The sequence below is a fragment of the Conexibacter stalactiti genome, assembly GCF_033542075.1.
GTDB classification, from domain to species: domain Bacteria; phylum Actinomycetota; class Thermoleophilia; order Solirubrobacterales; family Solirubrobacteraceae; genus Conexibacter; species Conexibacter stalactiti.
Map to the genome: position 1 here is coordinate 1 of NZ_JAWSTH010000132.1, position 15,736 is coordinate 15,736.

Sequence of the window (15,736 nt, forward strand, 5' to 3'; positions counted from 1 at the left end):
GCCGAGCAGGCCGCCGCGGCGCAGGAGGCCGGCCGCGCCGGCCGCGTCCGCGCCGTCGCCGGCACGCTCGCGCGCCGCGCCAGCGTGCCGCTCGCGCTGCTGCTGATCTGGCAGCTCGCCGCCGCGCTCGACCTCATCAACACGACGCTGCTGCCGCCGCCGACCGAGGTCGCGAGCGCCTTCTGGGAGCTGCTCACCAGCGGCAGACTGAGCGAGGCGCTCGGGATCTCGCTGACGCGGATCGCGATCGGCCTCGTGATCGGCATCCCGGTCGGGCTCGCGCTCGGCATCGCCGCCGGCCTCTTCAAGCTCGGCGAGGAGCTGATCGACGCGCTGATGCAGGCGCTGCGCACGGTCCCGTTCGTCGCGCTGATCCCGCTCTTCATCCTCTGGCTCGGGATCGGCGACGTCTCGAAGATCGCGCTGATCGCCTTCGGCGTCACCTTCCCCGTCTACATGAACACGTACGCCGGGATCCGCGGCGTCGACGCGAAGCTGATCGAGGCGGCCGAGGTCTTCGGCCTCAGCCGCACGCAGCTCGTGCGCCAGGTCGTCGTGCCGGGCGCGCTGCCGTCGATCCTCGTCGGCCTGCGCTACGCGCTCGGGCTGTCGGTGATCGCGCTCGTCGTCGCCGAGACCGTCAACGCCAACAGCGGGATCGGCGCGCTCGTCTCCGATGCGCGCCAGTTCCTGCAGACCGACATCGTGCTCGTCGGGATCGTGGTCTACAGCGTGCTGGGCCTGACCGCCGACGGGCTGATCCGCATCCTCGAACGCCGGCTGCTGAGCTGGCGAGGGAGCTTCCGCGGCGCATGAGCCTCACCGCCGACGCACCGACCACCAGCGCCGGCGCCGCCCACGCGGCCGTCCGCGCCCACGGCATCGTCAAGCGCTTCGGCGCGCGCGAGGTCCTCAAGGGCCTCGACTTCGAGATCGGCGCCAGCGAGTTCGTCGCGCTGCTCGGCCCCAGCGGCTGCGGCAAGACGACGCTGCTGCGCCTGCTCGCCGGCCTCGAGGTCGCCCAGGGCGGCACGATCGAGGTGCCGGAGTCGCACTCGATCGTCTTCCAGGAGCCGCGGCTGCTGCCGTGGCAGAAGGTCTGGAAGAACGTCCTGCTCGGCGTCGAGAAGGGCAAGCGCGCGCAGGCGCTGAGCGCGCTGGAGGAGGTCGGCCTCGCCAACCACGCCGACGCCTGGCCGGTGACGCTCTCCGGCGGCGAGGCGCAGCGGACGGCGCTCGCCCGCGCGCTCGTGCGCGAGCCGCAGCTGCTGCTGCTCGACGAGCCGTTCGCCGCGCTCGACGCGCTCACGCGGATCAGAATGCACGCGCTCGTGCGGGCGCTGTGGGAGGCGCACCGGCCGGCCGTGCTGATCGTCACCCACGACGTCGACGAGGCGCTCACGCTCGCCGACCGCATCACCGTCATGCGCGACGGCGCGATCAGCCTCGACGTCCCCGTCCCGTCGGCCTCGCGCACGCGCGGCAGCGACAGCTTCGAGGCGCTGCGCACGCGCCTCCTCACCGAACTCGGCGTCAACCCGCAGGAGCCCACCGCATGAGCACGACCGCCGCAACGCAGCTGTGGATCACCCGCTGCCCGGTCCCGACCGCGTCGAGCGTCGCCTTCGACCGCGGCCTGCTGGAGCGCGACCTCGGCCCGCTCGGCGTCGCCGTCCAGTACCTCCAGGACGCGCCCGACCTGAGCGTCCGCGACGCCCACTTCCACCATCGCCTCGACGGGCTCGTGCGCGAGGGCGGCAACGTGCCGGCGCTGTGGGCGCGCGCCAACGGCACCGACACCCGTCTGATCGCGCTGACGTGGATCGACGAGTACCAGGCGCTGCTGACGCGCGACCCCGCGCTCGCGGGCGACCCGTCGAAGCTCGCCGGCAAGCGGATCGGCATCCCGCGCTACCGCGACGCCGTCGTCGACTTCCACGCCGCGATGGCGCTGCGCGGCGCGCAGGCGACGCTCTCGCTCGCCGGCCTGAGCCTCGACGACGTCGAGCTGGTCGACCTGCCGACGCAGCGCAACACGGAGGCATGGGGCCCGGGCGACCGCGCGCCGAGGGGCGTCTGGGCGCTGGAGCTGGAGGCGCTCGCTGACGGCCGCGCGGACGCCGTCTACGTCAAGGGCGCGCCCGGCGTCGCGGCGGCCCGCGCCGACGGCGTGCGGGAGGTCGCCGAGTTCGGCTTCCACGCCGACCCGGCGGTGCGCGTCAACAACGGCACGCCGCGCACGATCACCGTCGCGACGCCGCTGCTGGAGCAGCAGCCGGAGGTCGTCGCGCGCTATCTCGCGACGCTGCTCGACGCCGCCGACTGGGCGAGCGCCAATGGCGACGAGGTCGCGCGCGTGCTCGCGGCGGAGACCGGCGGCGACGCCGACGGCGTCGCGCGCGCCTACGGCGACGCCCGCCTCCATCCCGACCTGCGCGACGACTGGCTCGACGCGCTGGAGCAGGAGCGCGCCTTCCTCGCGCAGCAGGGCCTGCTCGCCGCCGGCGGCGACTTCGACGTGCGCGAGTGGGTCGATCCCGCCCCGCTGGCCGCCGCCCGCGCGCTGCTCGCAGACCGCTGAAGCACGACCACTCCCATCACGACATCAGAAGGACGATCACCATGGCCGAGATCCGTGTCGGGGTCCACCCGAGCAACCCGTCCCTGTTCGCGCTGCGCCGCAAGGGCATCCTCGAAGCGCTGCTGGCGCCGCTCGACGCGACCGTCGCGTGGGTCGACTACGCCAGCGGTCTGACGACGCTGGAGCTGATCGCCGAGGACAAGATCGACGTCAGCGGCACCGGCGCGACGCCGCCGATCAGCTCGCAGGCCAACGGCGTCGACGTCGTCTACATCGCGGCGTCGGAGCCGCGCCCCGCGCACGGCAAGCTGGTCGTGCGCAACGACGACGAGCAGGTCACGTCCGTCGCCGACCTGAAGGGCCGCAAGGTTGCGCTCGCGCACGGCTCTTACCAGACGATCCTGCTGGCGGTCGCGCTCGACCAGGCCGGCCTCACCTTCGACGACGTCACGCGCGTCGACACCGCCGCCGAGGACGCCAAGAGCGACTCCGCGCGCGGCCGCGAGCTGCTGGAGGCCGGCGAGGTCGACGCCTGGATCGGCGGCGACCCGGACCTGCTGGCGGCCGAGCAGGCCGGCAGCGTGCGCCCACTGGTCGACACCGACGCGGTGATGTCGAACCGCTCGGTCTGGTTCGGCCGGCGCGACTTCGCGCAGCGCAGCCCCGAGCTGCTGGAGGCGTTCGTCGCCGCGCTCGTGGAGGTCGACCGCTGGATCGCCGAGCAGCCGCGCGAGGCCGCCGAGCTGTTCGCCGAGCACGCCCCCGGCGCCAAGAGCGCGGAGCAGTGGGAGGCGGCGCTGACGCGCCGGCCGTGGGGCCCGAAGCCGATCAGCGACGCCTTCGCCGAGGAGCAGCAGCGCGCCGCCGACCTGCTCGCGCGCCAGGGGATCATCGCGAGAACGGTCGACGTGCGCGCGGCCGTCGTGGAGCCCGCCGCTGCGCTGGCGGTGGCGTGATGACCGCGCTCGCCAACGGCAACGGCAACGGCAGCAACGGCAACGGCTCCGCGACGACCGACGCGAAGGTCGTCGCCGAGCGGCCGAAGGACGCGATCGAGGTCCTCTGGTACCTGACCGGCCCCGACGGCCACTACCCGTGGCGCTCCGACGGCTCGCGCGCGCTCGACTGGAGCTACCTGAGACAGATCGCCGGCGCCGTCGACCACCTCGGCTACTCCGGCGCGCTGTTCGCGACCGGCGTCCACGACACATGGGTGCTCGCCTCGACGCTCGCTCGCGAGACCGAGCGGATGCGCTTCCTGATCGCCGTTCACCCGCCGCTGATCTCGCCGGTGCTGGCCGCGAAGATGGCCGCCACCTTCGACCAGTTCTCCGGCGGCCGCACGATCCTCAACATCGTCGCCGGCGACGCCAACACGCTGAAGTCCAACGGCGTCCCGCTCAACCACACCGACCGCTACGCCTACACGAGCGAGTGGATCAAGATCTGGCGCCGCGTGCTGCAGGGGGAGACGGTCGACTTCGACGGCGACTTCCTCAAGGTCGAGGGCGGCAGAGTGCCGCTGCCGCCGGTGCAGAAGCCGACGCCGCCGCTGTGGTTCGGAGGCGCCTCGCCGGAGGCGCTGGAGAGCGCGGCGGAGAACATCGACACCTACCTCTCGTGGGGCGAGCCGCCGGCCGCCACCGCCGAGCGGATCAAGCAGGTCAAGGAGCTGGCCGCCAAGCACGGCCGCGAGGACAAGCTGCGCTTCGGCATCCGCCTCTACATCATCACGCGCGAGACCGACGAGCTCGCGTGGGCGGCGACGAGAGACCTGCTCGACCACATGGACCCGGAGTCGGTCGGCCGGATCCAGCAGATGTTCAACAGAACCGACTCGGTCGGGCAGCAGCGGATGGCGGCGCTGCACGGCGGCAACATCCCGTCGAACGTCCGCGACCTGGAGATCCACCCGAACCTGTGGGCCGGCCTGGGACTGGTCCGTCCCGGTCCGGGCACGGCGATCGTCGGCAGCCCGGAGACGGTGCTGGAGACGATCCAGCAGTACCGCGACGCGGGCATCGAGACCTTCATCGTCTCGGGCTTCCCGTTGCTGGAAGAGGCGTACCGGATCGCCGAGACGATCCTCCCGCACCTCCCCGTGGTGCACGACCTCGACGCGCAGCCCGACCCCGCCGGCCGCGCCGCACCGCAGCTCGACGCTGCGCGCCACACGTGGACGCAGCAGGTCCCCGGAGTCCCGTCCCGATGAACCGAGGAAGGCAGATGAAGAGACGACTCACATGGCTGGCCACCGCGATCGCGCTGCTGCTGGCGGCGACCGTGCTGGCCGCCTGCGGCAGCGACGACTCCGACGACGCGACGGCCGCGAGCGGGGGCAGCGGCGCCGCGACGGCGGCCGCCACCAGCGGGCCGTCGACCGACGGCGCGACGGTCAAGATCGGCATCCTCCAGGGCGTCACGCTCGCGGCGGTCGCCAGACACATCGGCTCGATCGACAGAGAGCTGGCGAGAGAGGGCGCCAGAGCCGAGTACGCCGGGCCGTTCCCGGCGATGGTGCCGGCGATCGAGGCGATGAACGCCGGCGACGTCGACATCACCTACGGCTCGATCTCGGCCGCGATCGGCGCGCTGGCGGGCAACTCCGACTTCAAGATCTTCGCGATCGAGCGGGGCCAGCCCGACAACGAGGGGATCATCGCCGGCAGAGACAGCGGCATCGAGAGCGCCGCCGACCTGAAGGGCAAGAAGATCGCGGTCAACAGAGCGGGCACCGGCGAGTACCTCGCGCTGCTGGCGCTCGACAGAGCGGGCCTCACCAGAGACGACGCCGAGTTCGTCTACCTGCCGCCGGCCGACGCGGCCTCCGCGTTCGGCTCCGGCCAGGTCGACGCGTGGGCGACGTGGTCGTCGTTCACCGGCCTCGCGCAGGAGAAGCTCGGCGGCAGAATGGTGATAACGGGCGGCGAGCTGGGCTCCCTCAACGACACGCCCTACATCGCCTCGACCGCCTTCGCCGACAGATACCCGACGCTGGTGGCGGCCGTCTACCGCGGCCTCCAGGAGGCGGCCGACTGGATCGTCGCCAACCCCGACGAGGCGGCGAGACTGTACGCCGAGGCGGGGCTGCCGGAGACGGTCGCCAGAGCGCAGGTCGAGGCGGCCGAGAGACTCGAGCCGATCACGCCCGAGATCCAGGAGCGCTTCGCCGAGGTCGCCAGATACGTCGCCGAGAGAGGCGTCGTGCCGAGCGAGGTCGACCTGAGCGAGCGCACGATCGACGTGGAGAGCGCGGGCAAGTGAGCGCCGGCGCGAGCCGGCGCACGCGCGACCGGCTCGCGCTGATCGCCGTCGACGTCGAGCCGCTGCGCGTCTCGGCGTCGTTCCGGCGGCTGTGGCTGGGGAACGTCGCGACCTTCCTCGGCAGCCAGATGACAACGGTCGCGGCGGCGATCCAGGTCTACGAGCAGACCTCGTCGACCTTCCTCGTCGGCCTGCTCGGCTTCGCCGGGCTGATCCCGCTCGTGCTCGTCGGGCCGTTCGCCGGCGCGGTCGTCGACGCCGTCGACCGTCGCCGGCTGTGCCTGCTGACCTCCTGCGGGATCGCGCTCTGCGCGCTGCTGCTGGTCGCGCAGGCGCTGTGGGCGCCGGGCTGGATCTGGCCGCTGTTCCTGCTCGTCGCCGCGCAGGCGACGCTGAGCGCCTTCGACACGCCGACGCGGCGCGTGATCGTGCCGCGGCTGCTGCCGCGCGAGCAGCTGATGGCGGCCAACTCGCTCTTCCAGCTGGAGCTGAACCTCGGCCTCGTCGGCGGCCCGCTGCTGGCCGGCGCGCTGATCGCCGTGATCGGCGTCAGCTGGACCTACGTCGTCGAGGCGGCGCTGGTGCTCTACGCGATCGGGGCGTTGTGGCGGCTGCCGGCGCTGCTGCCGGAAGGGGAGACGGTCGCGCCCGGCTGGGCGTCGATCAAGCAGGGGCTGCACTTCCTCAAGCGCAACGAGGTGCTGCACTCGTCGTTCCTCGTCGATGTCAACGCGATGGCGTTCGCGATGCCGCGCGCGCTCTTCCCGGCGCTGGCGATCGACCGCTACGGGCTCGGCGCCGGCTTCGCAGGGGTGCTGTACGCGGCGCCGGCCGTCGGCGCGCTGCTCGGCGGGCTCGCGAGCGGCTGGCTGGCGCACGTCCGCCGCCAGGGGCTGGTGACGCTCTGGTGCGTCGTCGTCTGGGGTGCGCTGATCGCCGTCTTCGCCTTCGTCACCGACCCGTGGCTGGCGGTCGGCCTGCTCGCGCTCGCCGGCCTCGCCGACATGGTCAGCGCCGTCCTGCGCGCGACGATGCTGCAGGTCGAGGTGCCCGACAACCTGCGCGGCCGCATGACCTCGATCTACATCGTCGTCGTCGCCGGCGGCCCGCGCCTGGGCGACCTCCAGCTCGGCGCGATGGCCGCGCTGCTGGGCCCGACCGCCGCGATCGCCGCCGGCGGGATCGCCTGCATCGCCGCGACCGGCGCCGTCGCCGCCTGGCGCCCGGCCTTCACGCGCTACGTGCCGGCGTCGCTCCAGGCGGCGAGGTAGGGCGCGAGGTAGCGCGCGGCGATCTTCTGCGGCGGATCCCACGGCGGCTCCTCCGCGACGCTGGAGGCCTTCGGCCGCCCGTCCTCGATCAGCGCTTGCAGGTAGAGCGGCCGCGAACCGGTCAGCAGCACCGCCCGCAGGCGCACCCAGCGCGACGGCTCGGGGCCGGCGTGGCGCGAGATCAGCGCGGCGGCCAGTTCGGCCTGCTGGGCGGCGAGGCCGCCCTGCTTGATCGGGAAGGTCGTCGCGTCGCCGACGGCGTAGACGCCCGGCAGACCGGGAACGCGCATGTGGTCGTCGACCTCGATGAAGCCGTGCTCGTCGGCCGGCAGGCCGTCGATCGCCGGGCCGCTGAGGCGCGGCAGCGTGACGACGCGGTCGACGACGAGCGGACCTTCGGGATCGGGCGGGTCGAGCGCGACGGTGCGGCGCTCCCACGCGGTCGCGCGGCGGCCGGCCAGCACGCGCACGTCGGCGAGGCCGAGCAGCCGTCTGAGCGTGGCGCCGGCGTCACCGCCGACGACCGCGAGCGGCTCCGGCTCATGCGTGACGAGCGTCAGCGCGATGTCGCCGACGCCTCTGGCGGCGGCGTGGTGGGCGGTCATCAGCGCCAGCTCGTAGAGCGGCAGCGACCAGCCGCTCTCCGGCGGCACGACGAACGCGATCGAGCGGACCTGGCGCAGCTCCAGCTCGCGCACGATCCACTGCGTGCCGTCGTCGTCGTCCTCGGAGACGAAGGTGTGGGCGCCGTCGAGCCCGGCGCGGCGGCGGGCGCCGACGGCGACCACGAGCGCGTCGTAGGAGAGCGCGCCGCCGCCGGCGAGTCGCAGCTCGCGGCGCTCGCCGTCGACGGCCGCGACCGTCGGCGACGAACGTGGCATCGTGCTCGACGCAGATGCGCGCCAGCGGATAGCGCCGCACCGGCGCCGGTCCGAACGGCTCCAGCACGCTCAGCGGGCGGTAGTCGAGCTGGTCGCGCGGGGAGACGAGCGTCACCTCCAGCTGCCGGCCGCGCTCCGTCGCGCGCAGCGCCAGCAGCGTCTCGACGGCGGCGATGCCGCCGCCCGCGATCACGACGCGGTGGGGTGGGTCGGCGGGTGCGCGCAGGTCGGCCACGCCGCCACTCTAGTCGCGCGCGACGGCTGCCGGGCCGCCTCTCAGGGGCGCGGGATGTTGCGGAGGTTGGAGCGCGCGAGGTCGATCATGCGGCCGACGCCGCCCTCGACGACCAGCTTGGAGGCCGCGAGCGCGAAGCCCTTGACCTGGTCGGCGGTGATGCTCGGCGGCATCGACAGGGCGTTGGGGTCGGTGACGACCTCGATCAGCACCGGGCCGGGCCGCGACAGGCCGTCGGCGAGGCCGTCGCGGACGGCGGCTGGGTCCTCGATCCGGATCGCGTCGAGCCCGGCGGCGCGGGCGATCGCGGCGAAGTCGTGCGGCGGGTGGTCGGTCTCGTGGTCGGGCATGCCCTCGACGAGCATCTCCAGCTTGACCATCCCGAGCGAGGCGTTGTTCATCACGACGAGCTTCAGCGGCAGTCTGTGCAGCCGGACCGTCAGCAGCTCGCCGAGCAGCATCGAGAGGCCGCCGTCGCCGCTGAGCGAGATCACCTGCCGCCCGGGGTGGGAGCGCTGCGCGCCGATCGCCTGCGGCAGCGCGTTGGCCATCGTCCCGTGGCGCCACGAGCCGATCACGCGGCGGCGCCCGTTCGGCGTCAGGTAGCGCGCCGCCCAGACGTTGTTCATGCCGGTGTCGACGGTGAAGATCGCGTCGTCGGCGGCCAGCTCGTCGAGCACCGCGGCGACGTACTCGGGGTGGACCGGCACGTGCTTCTCGACGTTGCGCGTGTACGCGGCGACGACCTTCTCCAGCGTCTGCGCGTGGCGCCGCAGCATGTTGTCGAGGAAGGCGCGGTCGCGCTTGGGCTCCAGCAGCGGCAGCAGCTTGGCGATCGTCGCGCGCACGTCGCCGTGGACCGGCCAGCTGACGAGCGTGCGGCGGCCGAGCTTGGCGGCGTCGCGGTCGACCTGCGCGGTCGCTCTCTGCGGCAGGAACGCGTCGTAGGGGAAGTCGGTCCCCAGCAGCACGAGCAGGTCGGCCTCGTGCGTGGCGTCATAGCAGGCGCCGTAGCCGAGCAGGCCGCTCATGCCGACGTCGTAGGGGTTGTCGAACTGGATCCACTCCTTGCCGCCGAGCGCGTGGCCGACGGGGGAGAGCAGCGTTCCGGCCAGCTCCATCACCTCGGCGTGGGCGCCGCGCACGCCGGCGCCGCAGAAGAGCGTCACGGTCTCGGCGGCGTTGAGCGCGTCGGCGAGCGCCCGCACCTGCTCGTCGCTCGGCACGACGGCGCCCTGCGGCGCGGCGAGCGTGCTGGTGCCGGTCGACTGGGCGGCCGGCATCGCGGCGAGGTCGCCCGGCAGCGCGACGACGGAGACGCCGCCGTGCCCGAGCGCCGTCTGGATCGCGATCCGCAGCACGCGCGGCAGCTGCCGCGGCGAGGAGATCAGCTCGCTGTAGTGGCTGCACTCGGCGAACAGGCGGTCGGGGTGGGTCTCCTGGAAGAAGCCGGTGCCGATCTGCGCGGCGGGGATGTGGGACGCGAGCGCCAGCACCGGCGCGCCGTTGCGGTGGGCGTCGTAGAGGCCCTGGATCAGGTGGGTGTTGCCGGGACCGCTGGAGCCCGCGCAGACGGCCAGCCTGCCGGTCAGCTGCGCCTCGGCGCCGGCCGCGAAGGCGGCCGCCTCCTCGTTGTGGACGTGGACCCACTCGATCCCGGGGCTGCGGCGGACGGCGTCGACGATCGGGTTGAGGCTGTCGCCGACGAGCCCGTAGATGTGGTCGACGCCGGCTTGACGCAGCACCTCGACGAACTGCTCGGCGATCGTCTGTCTGCCCGGGGCCATCGTTGCTGTAGGTGCCCGCCCGTGCCGCTCTCCAACCACGCTCGTTGAGTCTTAACTGCGACGGGCCCGGTCGCCCGGGCCCGTCGGAAGGCTGCGTTGTGGTGAACGGCTCAGCCGGCCGGCGCCTGCGCGGCCGGATCGGCGGCGACGCCGGGTGCGGCCGCGCGTCTGATGCCGAGCAGGTCGACGGTGAAGACGAGCGTCGAGTTTCTCGGGATGCCGCCCTGCTCCTGATCGCCGTAGCCGAGCGCCGGCGGGATGATGAGCGTGCGGCGACCGCCGATTCTCATGCCCGGGATGCCCTGCCACCAGCCGGCGATCACGCCGCCGTTGTCGATCGCGATCTCGAGCGGCTCTCTGCGGTCCCAGGAGGCGTCGAACTTTCTGCCGTTGTCGTAGAGGGTCCCGTAGTAGTCGACGATTGCGGTGTCGCCGGCCTGGATCTCCTCGCCGTCGCCGACCGTCACGTCTCTGATGATCAGCTGGTCGACTCTCTCACCGGGGTGCGCCTCGTGTCTCGGTTCTCTGAACGGGTTTCTGATCGGCGTCGCGGCTGGATCCGCGGGCGTCGTTCTCGCCGTCGTCGAGGTGGCCGCCGCGGTGTCGGCGGCCGCGGACGTCTCGGTGGAGTTGTCGTCGTCGCCGCAGCCGGCGAACAGAAGGGCGGCGGCACTGATGCCGACCGCAAGGAATCGAGTTGCTCGCGCAGTGGTCACGGCCGGAATGTACCGGAGCGACCATCATCCATGCGCCGGTCCGACACCGACACTTAAGTGGAATGACGACGTTTTATGCTCGATTTAGGCAACGCCGCCGCGCCGGGCCGGAGGAGCGCGCTCGCTACCCTGACGAGATGGAACGCCGAACGCAGCTCGCGCTCGCGGGCGCCGCGGCGATCGCGGCGCTGCTGCCGCTCGTCTACCTGGCGGTCGTCTTCGTCGGCCCCGTGCACCACCTCGACGCCGTCGTGCTGCAGGGCTTCCGCAACCTCGACGGCCCGCGCGTCCATCCGGTCGCGCAGTTCATCGCGACGCTCTGCGACCCGGACACGTTCGTCTGGTTCGTCGCGGCGCTCGTCGTCGTCGCGCTGCTGCGGCGCAGACCGCGCACCGCGGCCGCCGTCGCGATCGTGCTGCTCGGCGCCAACGTCACCACGCAGCTGCTGAAGCCGGCGCTCGCGAGCGACCGCTGGTCGTCGCTGCTGGTCGACGGCGGCCAGATCCTGCCGGCGGCATGGCCGAGCGGCCATGCGACCGCGTCGATGTCGATCGCGCTCTGCGCGGTGCTCGTCGCCCCGGCGCGGTGGCGCCCGTGGGTCGGGGCGCTCGGCGCCGTCTTCGCCGTCGCGGTCACCTTCTCGTTCCTGACGCTCTCGTGGCACTACCCCAGCGACGTGCTGGGCGGCTTCCTCGTCGCGACGCTGTGGGCGCTGCTGGCGGTCGCGGTGCTGTCGTGGGCGCAGTCGCGCTGGCCGCTGCGCAGCGCCGACGGCGACGCGCCGCCGCTGCGCGAGACGCTCGCGCCGGCCGGCGTGACGGCCGTCAGCGCCGCGCTGCTCAGCGCGATGGTGCTGCTCGCGCGACCCGAGCAGGTCGTCTCCTATGCGCAGGAGCACACCGTCTTCGTCTTCGGCGCCGGCGCGCTGGCGGCCGTCGCGCTCGCGCTCGCGGCCGCGCTCAGCGTGCTGACGCGGCGCTGAGGGCGCGGCCGCCTCAGCGCGCGGCCGGCGCGGTCGAGGCGCTGAGCGCGCCGCCTACTGCTGCTGCTGGCCGGCGCCCGGCTGCCACAGCGGCTCCTCGCTGCCGTTGGCGCCGCGGCTGAGGATGAAGAGCAGGTCGGAGAGGCGGTTGAGGTAGCGCACGACCTGCTCGCCCAGCTCGTCGCCGCAGGCGATCGCGGCGCGCTCGGCGCGGCGGCAGACGGTGCGGCAGACGTGCAGCTGCGCCGCGCCCGGCGTCCCGCCCGGGAGCACGAACGAGCGCAGCGGCGCAAGCGTCGCGTTGACCTCGTCGCAGCGCTCCTCCAGCCACGCCGTCTGCTCGGGCTGCACGCGCAGCCGCTCCTTGTCGCCGCCGTGCGGGACGGCGACGTCGGCGCCGACGTCGAAGAGGTCGTTCTGGATCCGTCTCAGCCACTCGACGTATCGCGGCGGCAGTCCGGGGGTGGCGATCGCCACGCCGAGATGGGCGTTCAGCTCGTCGACGGTGCCGTACGCCTCGATCCGCGGGTGCGTCTTCGGCACGCGGCTCATGTCGCCGAGGTGCGTCTCGCCGCTGTCGCCGAGACGCGTGTAGATGCGCGTCAGATTGACGGTCATCTGGAGCACTCTACCCCTGCTTCGGCGGCTGGCAAGCCGCTCTGCAACGTCGTCGCGGCGGCCTGAGCGCTACCATCGGCGCCGTTCAAGGTCGGTGGCGATGGGAAGTCCGGTGCGAATCCGGCGCGGACCCGCCACTGTGATCGGGGAAGCCGTTCGCAGGCGCCGCACGGGCGCCGGCCACCGGAAGGCCAATGGCACCGGGAAGGCGCGAGACGGTCGGCCCGAGAGCCAGGAGACAGAGCCCCCGGCCGCTGACTCAGACGCCCTCGCGGAAAGGGGTGCACAGATGTCCCGCACGATCCTCGGCTCCTTGATCGGAGCGCTCGCCGTGACCGCGCTCGCGGCGCCGCTCGCTGATGCCGCCGGGCGCCCGGCGGACGTGACGGTGCGCGTCGAGGGTCCCCGCGGGACGCTCGTCGACACGCCGGTCACGACGACCACCGCCGCCGTCGTCAAGGACGGCGACAGAGCCCACGCCTGCAGCGGCACGAGCGCCGCCGGCGCGCTGGAGCAGGCGACCGAGGGGGAGTGGACGGCCTCCTACTTCAGAGGGCTCGGCTACGCCGTCGACGCGATCGACGGCGTCAGACCGGCCAGCGCCAACGACTACTGGACGCTGTGGGTCAACGACAGATCGTCGCTGACCGGCCTCTGCGACACCGAGCTGCAGGACGGCGACGAGCTGCTGCTGTTCGTCTGCACCAGCGGCCCCGACTTCAACTGCACCAACGCGCCGCTGGGGCTGGTCGCGCCGCGCACGCGCAACGCCAGACCGACCGTCCAGGTCATCTCCTTCGGCCCCGACGGCAGAACGACGCCGGCCGCCGGCGCGACCGTCAGCGGCGGCGCCGCGCCGGTCAGAGCGGATGCGCAGGGCAACGCGCGCGTGACGCTGAAGCGCGGCGAGAGCACGCTGCGTGCGACGCGCACGGGCAGCACGCCGTCCGCGCGCCTCTTCTGCGCCGACGGTCGCTGCGGCAGCAGCGACCGCACGCCGCCGCTGCTGTCGGTGCGCGGGATCTCCGACGGGCAGACGTTCGCCCCGGCGCGCGCGCCACGCGCGCTGCGCGGCGTCGCCAGAGGGCTCGACGGCGGGATCGTCGAGCTGCGGCTGGCACGTCGCCACGACGGTCGCTGCACCGCGTACGTCGGCCGCATCGAGGATTTCGTCAGATGTCCCAGGAGAGGCGCGCCTTGGTTCCAGGCGGCCGACCGCGAACGCTGGTCCTACCTGCTGCCGGCGCGGCTGGCGCCCGGCCGCTACACGCTCGGCGTGATCGCCGCCGACGGCGCCGGCAACAGCGCCAAGCCGCTCGTCGTCCGCTTCACCGTGGCCGAGCGGGCGGCGGCGAGCGCCGCGGTCGCATCTGGCGCACACGCCGTGCCCGGCACGCCCGGCGCCGTCGTCCACGCCGCGGCCGCCCCGCGCGTCCCCGTCCGCGTCGTCGGCGCGAGCGGCAGCACGCTCGCGCGCCGCACCGTCGCCGCGAGCGCGACTACCGCGGGCGTCGGGCGCAAGCGCTGCGCCGTCGCGGGCGGCACGCCGCTGGCCGCGCTCCTCGCCGTCGCCCACGGCGGCGGCCCGTCGGTCAAACTCGCCGACTTCGGCTCCTGCGGCCGCCGCGCCGCGGACGGCAGCGGCCTCTACGTCACGTCGATCGCCGGCAAGCGCGCCGCCGGTCAGGCCGGCTGGGTCTACGCCGTCGGCGGCCGCCTCGGCAGCGCCGGCGCCGCCGATCCGTCGGGCCCGTTCGGCAGCGGTCTGCTGAAGGGCGGCCAGTCGGTCGTCTGGTTCTGGTGCAAGCGGGCGAACGCCTGCGAGAAGGAGATTCCGTGACTCATCGTCGTGCACTCGCGGCCGGCCTGGCCGCGCTCGCTCTGACTGCCGTGGGCTGCGGTGCCGGCGCCGGTGAGAAGAGCGGTGACGCGCGCGTCATCGTGACGACCGACTTCGGCAGAAGAGTGATCGGCGCCAAGATCCAGAACGACGTCGCGGAGTCGGAGTCGGTGATGCGCCTGACCGAGCGCAACTTCGACGTCAGAACGCGGTACGGCGGCGGCTTCGTGCAGTCGATCGACGGCGTCGAAGGCGGCGGCGAGGACGGCAAGGTCGACTGGTTCTACTGGGTCAACGGGATCCTCGGCGACGAGGGCGCCGCCGACTTCGAGGTGCACGGCGGCGACCGCATCTGGTGGGACCGCCACGACTGGAGCGCATCGAGCCAGATCGGCGCCGTCGTCGGCCAGTTCCCGGAGCCGTTCGCGCACGGTGCCGAGGGCAAGCGCTACCCGGTCACGCTGCAGTGCGCCTCCGACGCCGAGGACGCCTGCAAGATCGCGACCGAGCAGCTCGAGGCGGTCGGGGCGAAGGCGGCGCGCCAGACGCTCGGCACCAACGTCGAGACCGAGGTGCTGCGCGTGATGGTCGGCGACTGGCAGACGCTGCGGCGCGACCAGGCGCTGCGGCTGATCGACAGAGGCGTCGCCTCCTCGGGCGTCTACGCCAGATTCGACGACGACGGCAGACAGCTGGAGCTGCTCGACGAGCAGGGCCGCACGGCCAGAACGCTCGGCGCCGGCGCCGGTCTCGTCGCGGCTGTCAAGCTCGGCGAGCAGGTGCCGACGTGGGCGGTCACCGGCACCGATCTCGCCGGTGTCAGCGCGGCCGCGCAGGCGCTCGACGTGCAGCGGCTGAGAGACAGATTCGCACTCGCGACCGACGCCGCCGGCAACGACGCCGGCCTGCCGCTGCAACGCTGATGGGCTACCGCCGGCGCGCCAGCCCGCTGCACGCGGCCCGCGCCGCCGCCGGCAGCGCGCTGTGCGGTGCGCTGGCGCTGACGGCGCTGCTGTTCGACGACCCGCTCGTGCTCGCGGCGGTCGTGATCGCGGCGCTCGCGGCCGGCGTGCTGGCGGGCGTCTGGCCGCAGCTGCGACGGGCGCTGCTGTTCGCGCTCCCGTTCACGATCGCGATCGCGCTGCTGAACCCGCTCGTGACCGAGCAGGGCGTGACCGTGATCTGGCGGCTCGGCGAGCTGCCGCTGCTGGGCGACCGCGACATCACGCTGGAGGCGACCGTCTACGGCCTGCTGCTGGGCCTGCGCGCGCTGGCCGTGATCGTCTGCTTCGCGCTCTTCTCCGCGACGGTCGATCCCGACGAGCTGCTGCGGCTGTTCCGGCGCGTCTCGTTCCGCTCGGCGCTGACGGCGACGCTGGCGACGCGGATGGTGCCGGTGCTGCAGCGCGACGGGCAGCGGATCGCCGACGGGCAGCGCTGCCGGCCCGGGCCGCCGCCGTCGCGGCTGACGCTCGTGCGGGCGGTGACGGCCGGCGCGCTCGACCGCGCCGTCGAGGTCGCGGCGGCGCTGGAGGTGCGCGGCTACGGCGCGGCGCGGCG

At 73.5% G+C, this 15,736-nt stretch carries 15 protein-coding genes and 1 riboswitch; of the genes, 11 read left to right on the forward strand and 4 right to left on the reverse strand.

The genetic code is table 11. The annotated features are described in order from the left end of the window. From R7226_RS28325 to R7226_RS28355, 7 genes are all read left to right on the forward strand, one after another. Positions 1 to 816 (forward strand): ABC transporter permease (locus R7226_RS28325; protein WP_318600820.1); only part of this gene is annotated, 816 nt, incomplete at its 5' end. Further along, positions 813 to 1,559 carry an ABC transporter ATP-binding protein gene (locus R7226_RS28330; RefSeq protein WP_318600821.1) on the forward strand — a complete coding sequence of 249 codons (747 nt, stop codon included), beginning with the start codon at positions 813 to 815 and terminating at the stop codon, positions 1,557 to 1,559. The genes R7226_RS28325 and R7226_RS28330, both read left to right, overlap by 4 nt. Beyond that, positions 1,556 to 2,581 (forward strand): ABC transporter substrate-binding protein, encoded by a 1,026-nt coding sequence (locus R7226_RS28335; protein WP_318600822.1) that lies wholly within the window; start codon positions 1,556 to 1,558, stop codon positions 2,579 to 2,581. Before R7226_RS28330 ends, R7226_RS28335 begins: the two co-directional genes overlap by 4 nt. A gap of 41 nt (positions 2,582 to 2,622) precedes the next feature. Continuing rightward, positions 2,623 to 3,537, forward strand: a complete 915-nt coding sequence (locus R7226_RS28340; protein WP_318600823.1) for an ABC transporter substrate-binding protein — start codon at positions 2,623 to 2,625, stop codon at positions 3,535 to 3,537. Further along, positions 3,537 to 4,793, forward strand: a complete 1,257-nt coding sequence (locus R7226_RS28345) for an LLM class flavin-dependent oxidoreductase (protein WP_318600824.1) — start codon at positions 3,537 to 3,539, stop codon at positions 4,791 to 4,793. Before R7226_RS28340 ends, R7226_RS28345 begins: the two co-directional genes overlap by 1 nt. A gap of 14 nt (positions 4,794 to 4,807) precedes the next feature. Further along, a complete protein-coding gene (locus R7226_RS28350) occupies positions 4,808 to 5,845 on the forward strand; it encodes an aliphatic sulfonate ABC transporter substrate-binding protein (protein WP_318600825.1) in 1,038 nt (345 codons plus the stop codon). After that, on the forward strand, positions 5,842 to 7,116 hold the full coding sequence (locus tag R7226_RS28355) for an MFS transporter (protein ID WP_318600826.1): 1,275 nt from the start codon (positions 5,842 to 5,844) through the stop codon (positions 7,114 to 7,116). Before R7226_RS28350 ends, R7226_RS28355 begins: the two co-directional genes overlap by 4 nt. Here R7226_RS28355 and R7226_RS28360 read toward each other — a convergent pair. From R7226_RS28360 to R7226_RS28370, 3 genes are all read right to left on the reverse strand, one after another. Further along, entirely contained in the window at positions 7,083 to 7,997 is a 915-nt protein-coding gene (locus R7226_RS28360) for an NAD(P)/FAD-dependent oxidoreductase (protein ID WP_318600827.1), read from the reverse strand. The two genes, R7226_RS28355 and R7226_RS28360, sit on opposite strands and share 34 nt — an antisense overlap. A 276-nt stretch (positions 7,998 to 8,273) precedes the next feature. Continuing rightward, on the reverse strand, positions 8,274 to 10,019 hold the full coding sequence (locus tag R7226_RS28365) for a pyruvate dehydrogenase (protein WP_318600828.1): 1,746 nt from the start codon (positions 10,017 to 10,019) through the stop codon (positions 8,274 to 8,276). A 110-nt stretch (positions 10,020 to 10,129) separates the two neighbouring features. Next, positions 10,130 to 10,735: an FKBP-type peptidyl-prolyl cis-trans isomerase gene (locus R7226_RS28370; protein WP_318600829.1), complete on the reverse strand. Its 606-nt coding sequence runs from the start codon at positions 10,733 to 10,735 to the stop codon at positions 10,130 to 10,132. A 137-nt stretch (positions 10,736 to 10,872) separates the two neighbouring features. On the opposite strand from R7226_RS28370, the gene R7226_RS28375 reads away from it, so the two are divergent. Next, on the forward strand, positions 10,873 to 11,718 hold the full coding sequence (locus R7226_RS28375) for a phosphatase PAP2 family protein (RefSeq protein ID WP_318600830.1): 846 nt from the start codon (positions 10,873 to 10,875) through the stop codon (positions 11,716 to 11,718). Between the two features lie 54 nt (positions 11,719 to 11,772). On the opposite strand, the gene R7226_RS28380 is transcribed toward R7226_RS28375, so the two are convergent. Next, positions 11,773 to 12,336 carry a cob(I)yrinic acid a,c-diamide adenosyltransferase gene (locus R7226_RS28380; protein ID WP_318600831.1) on the reverse strand — a complete coding sequence of 188 codons (564 nt, stop codon included), beginning with the start codon at positions 12,334 to 12,336 and terminating at the stop codon, positions 11,773 to 11,775. Between the two features lie 103 nt (positions 12,337 to 12,439). Further along, positions 12,440 to 12,576, forward strand: a riboswitch (cobalamin riboswitch). A gap of 49 nt (positions 12,577 to 12,625) precedes the next feature. On the opposite strand from R7226_RS28380, the gene R7226_RS28385 reads away from it, so the two are divergent. The 3 genes from R7226_RS28385 to R7226_RS28395 all read left to right on the forward strand — a co-directional run. Beyond that, complete coding sequence (locus R7226_RS28385) at positions 12,626 to 14,176, forward strand: hypothetical protein (RefSeq protein WP_318600832.1); 1,551 nt, start codon at positions 12,626 to 12,628, stop codon at positions 14,174 to 14,176. Then, on the forward strand, positions 14,173 to 15,099 hold the full coding sequence (locus tag R7226_RS28390; RefSeq protein WP_318600833.1) for a DUF4430 domain-containing protein: 927 nt from the start codon (positions 14,173 to 14,175) through the stop codon (positions 15,097 to 15,099). The genes R7226_RS28385 and R7226_RS28390 overlap by 4 nt, the downstream gene beginning before the upstream one ends. Continuing rightward, positions 15,099 to 15,736 (forward strand): energy-coupling factor transporter transmembrane component T (locus tag R7226_RS28395; RefSeq protein ID WP_318600834.1); only part of this gene is annotated, 638 nt, incomplete at its 3' end. The genes R7226_RS28390 and R7226_RS28395, both read left to right, overlap by 1 nt.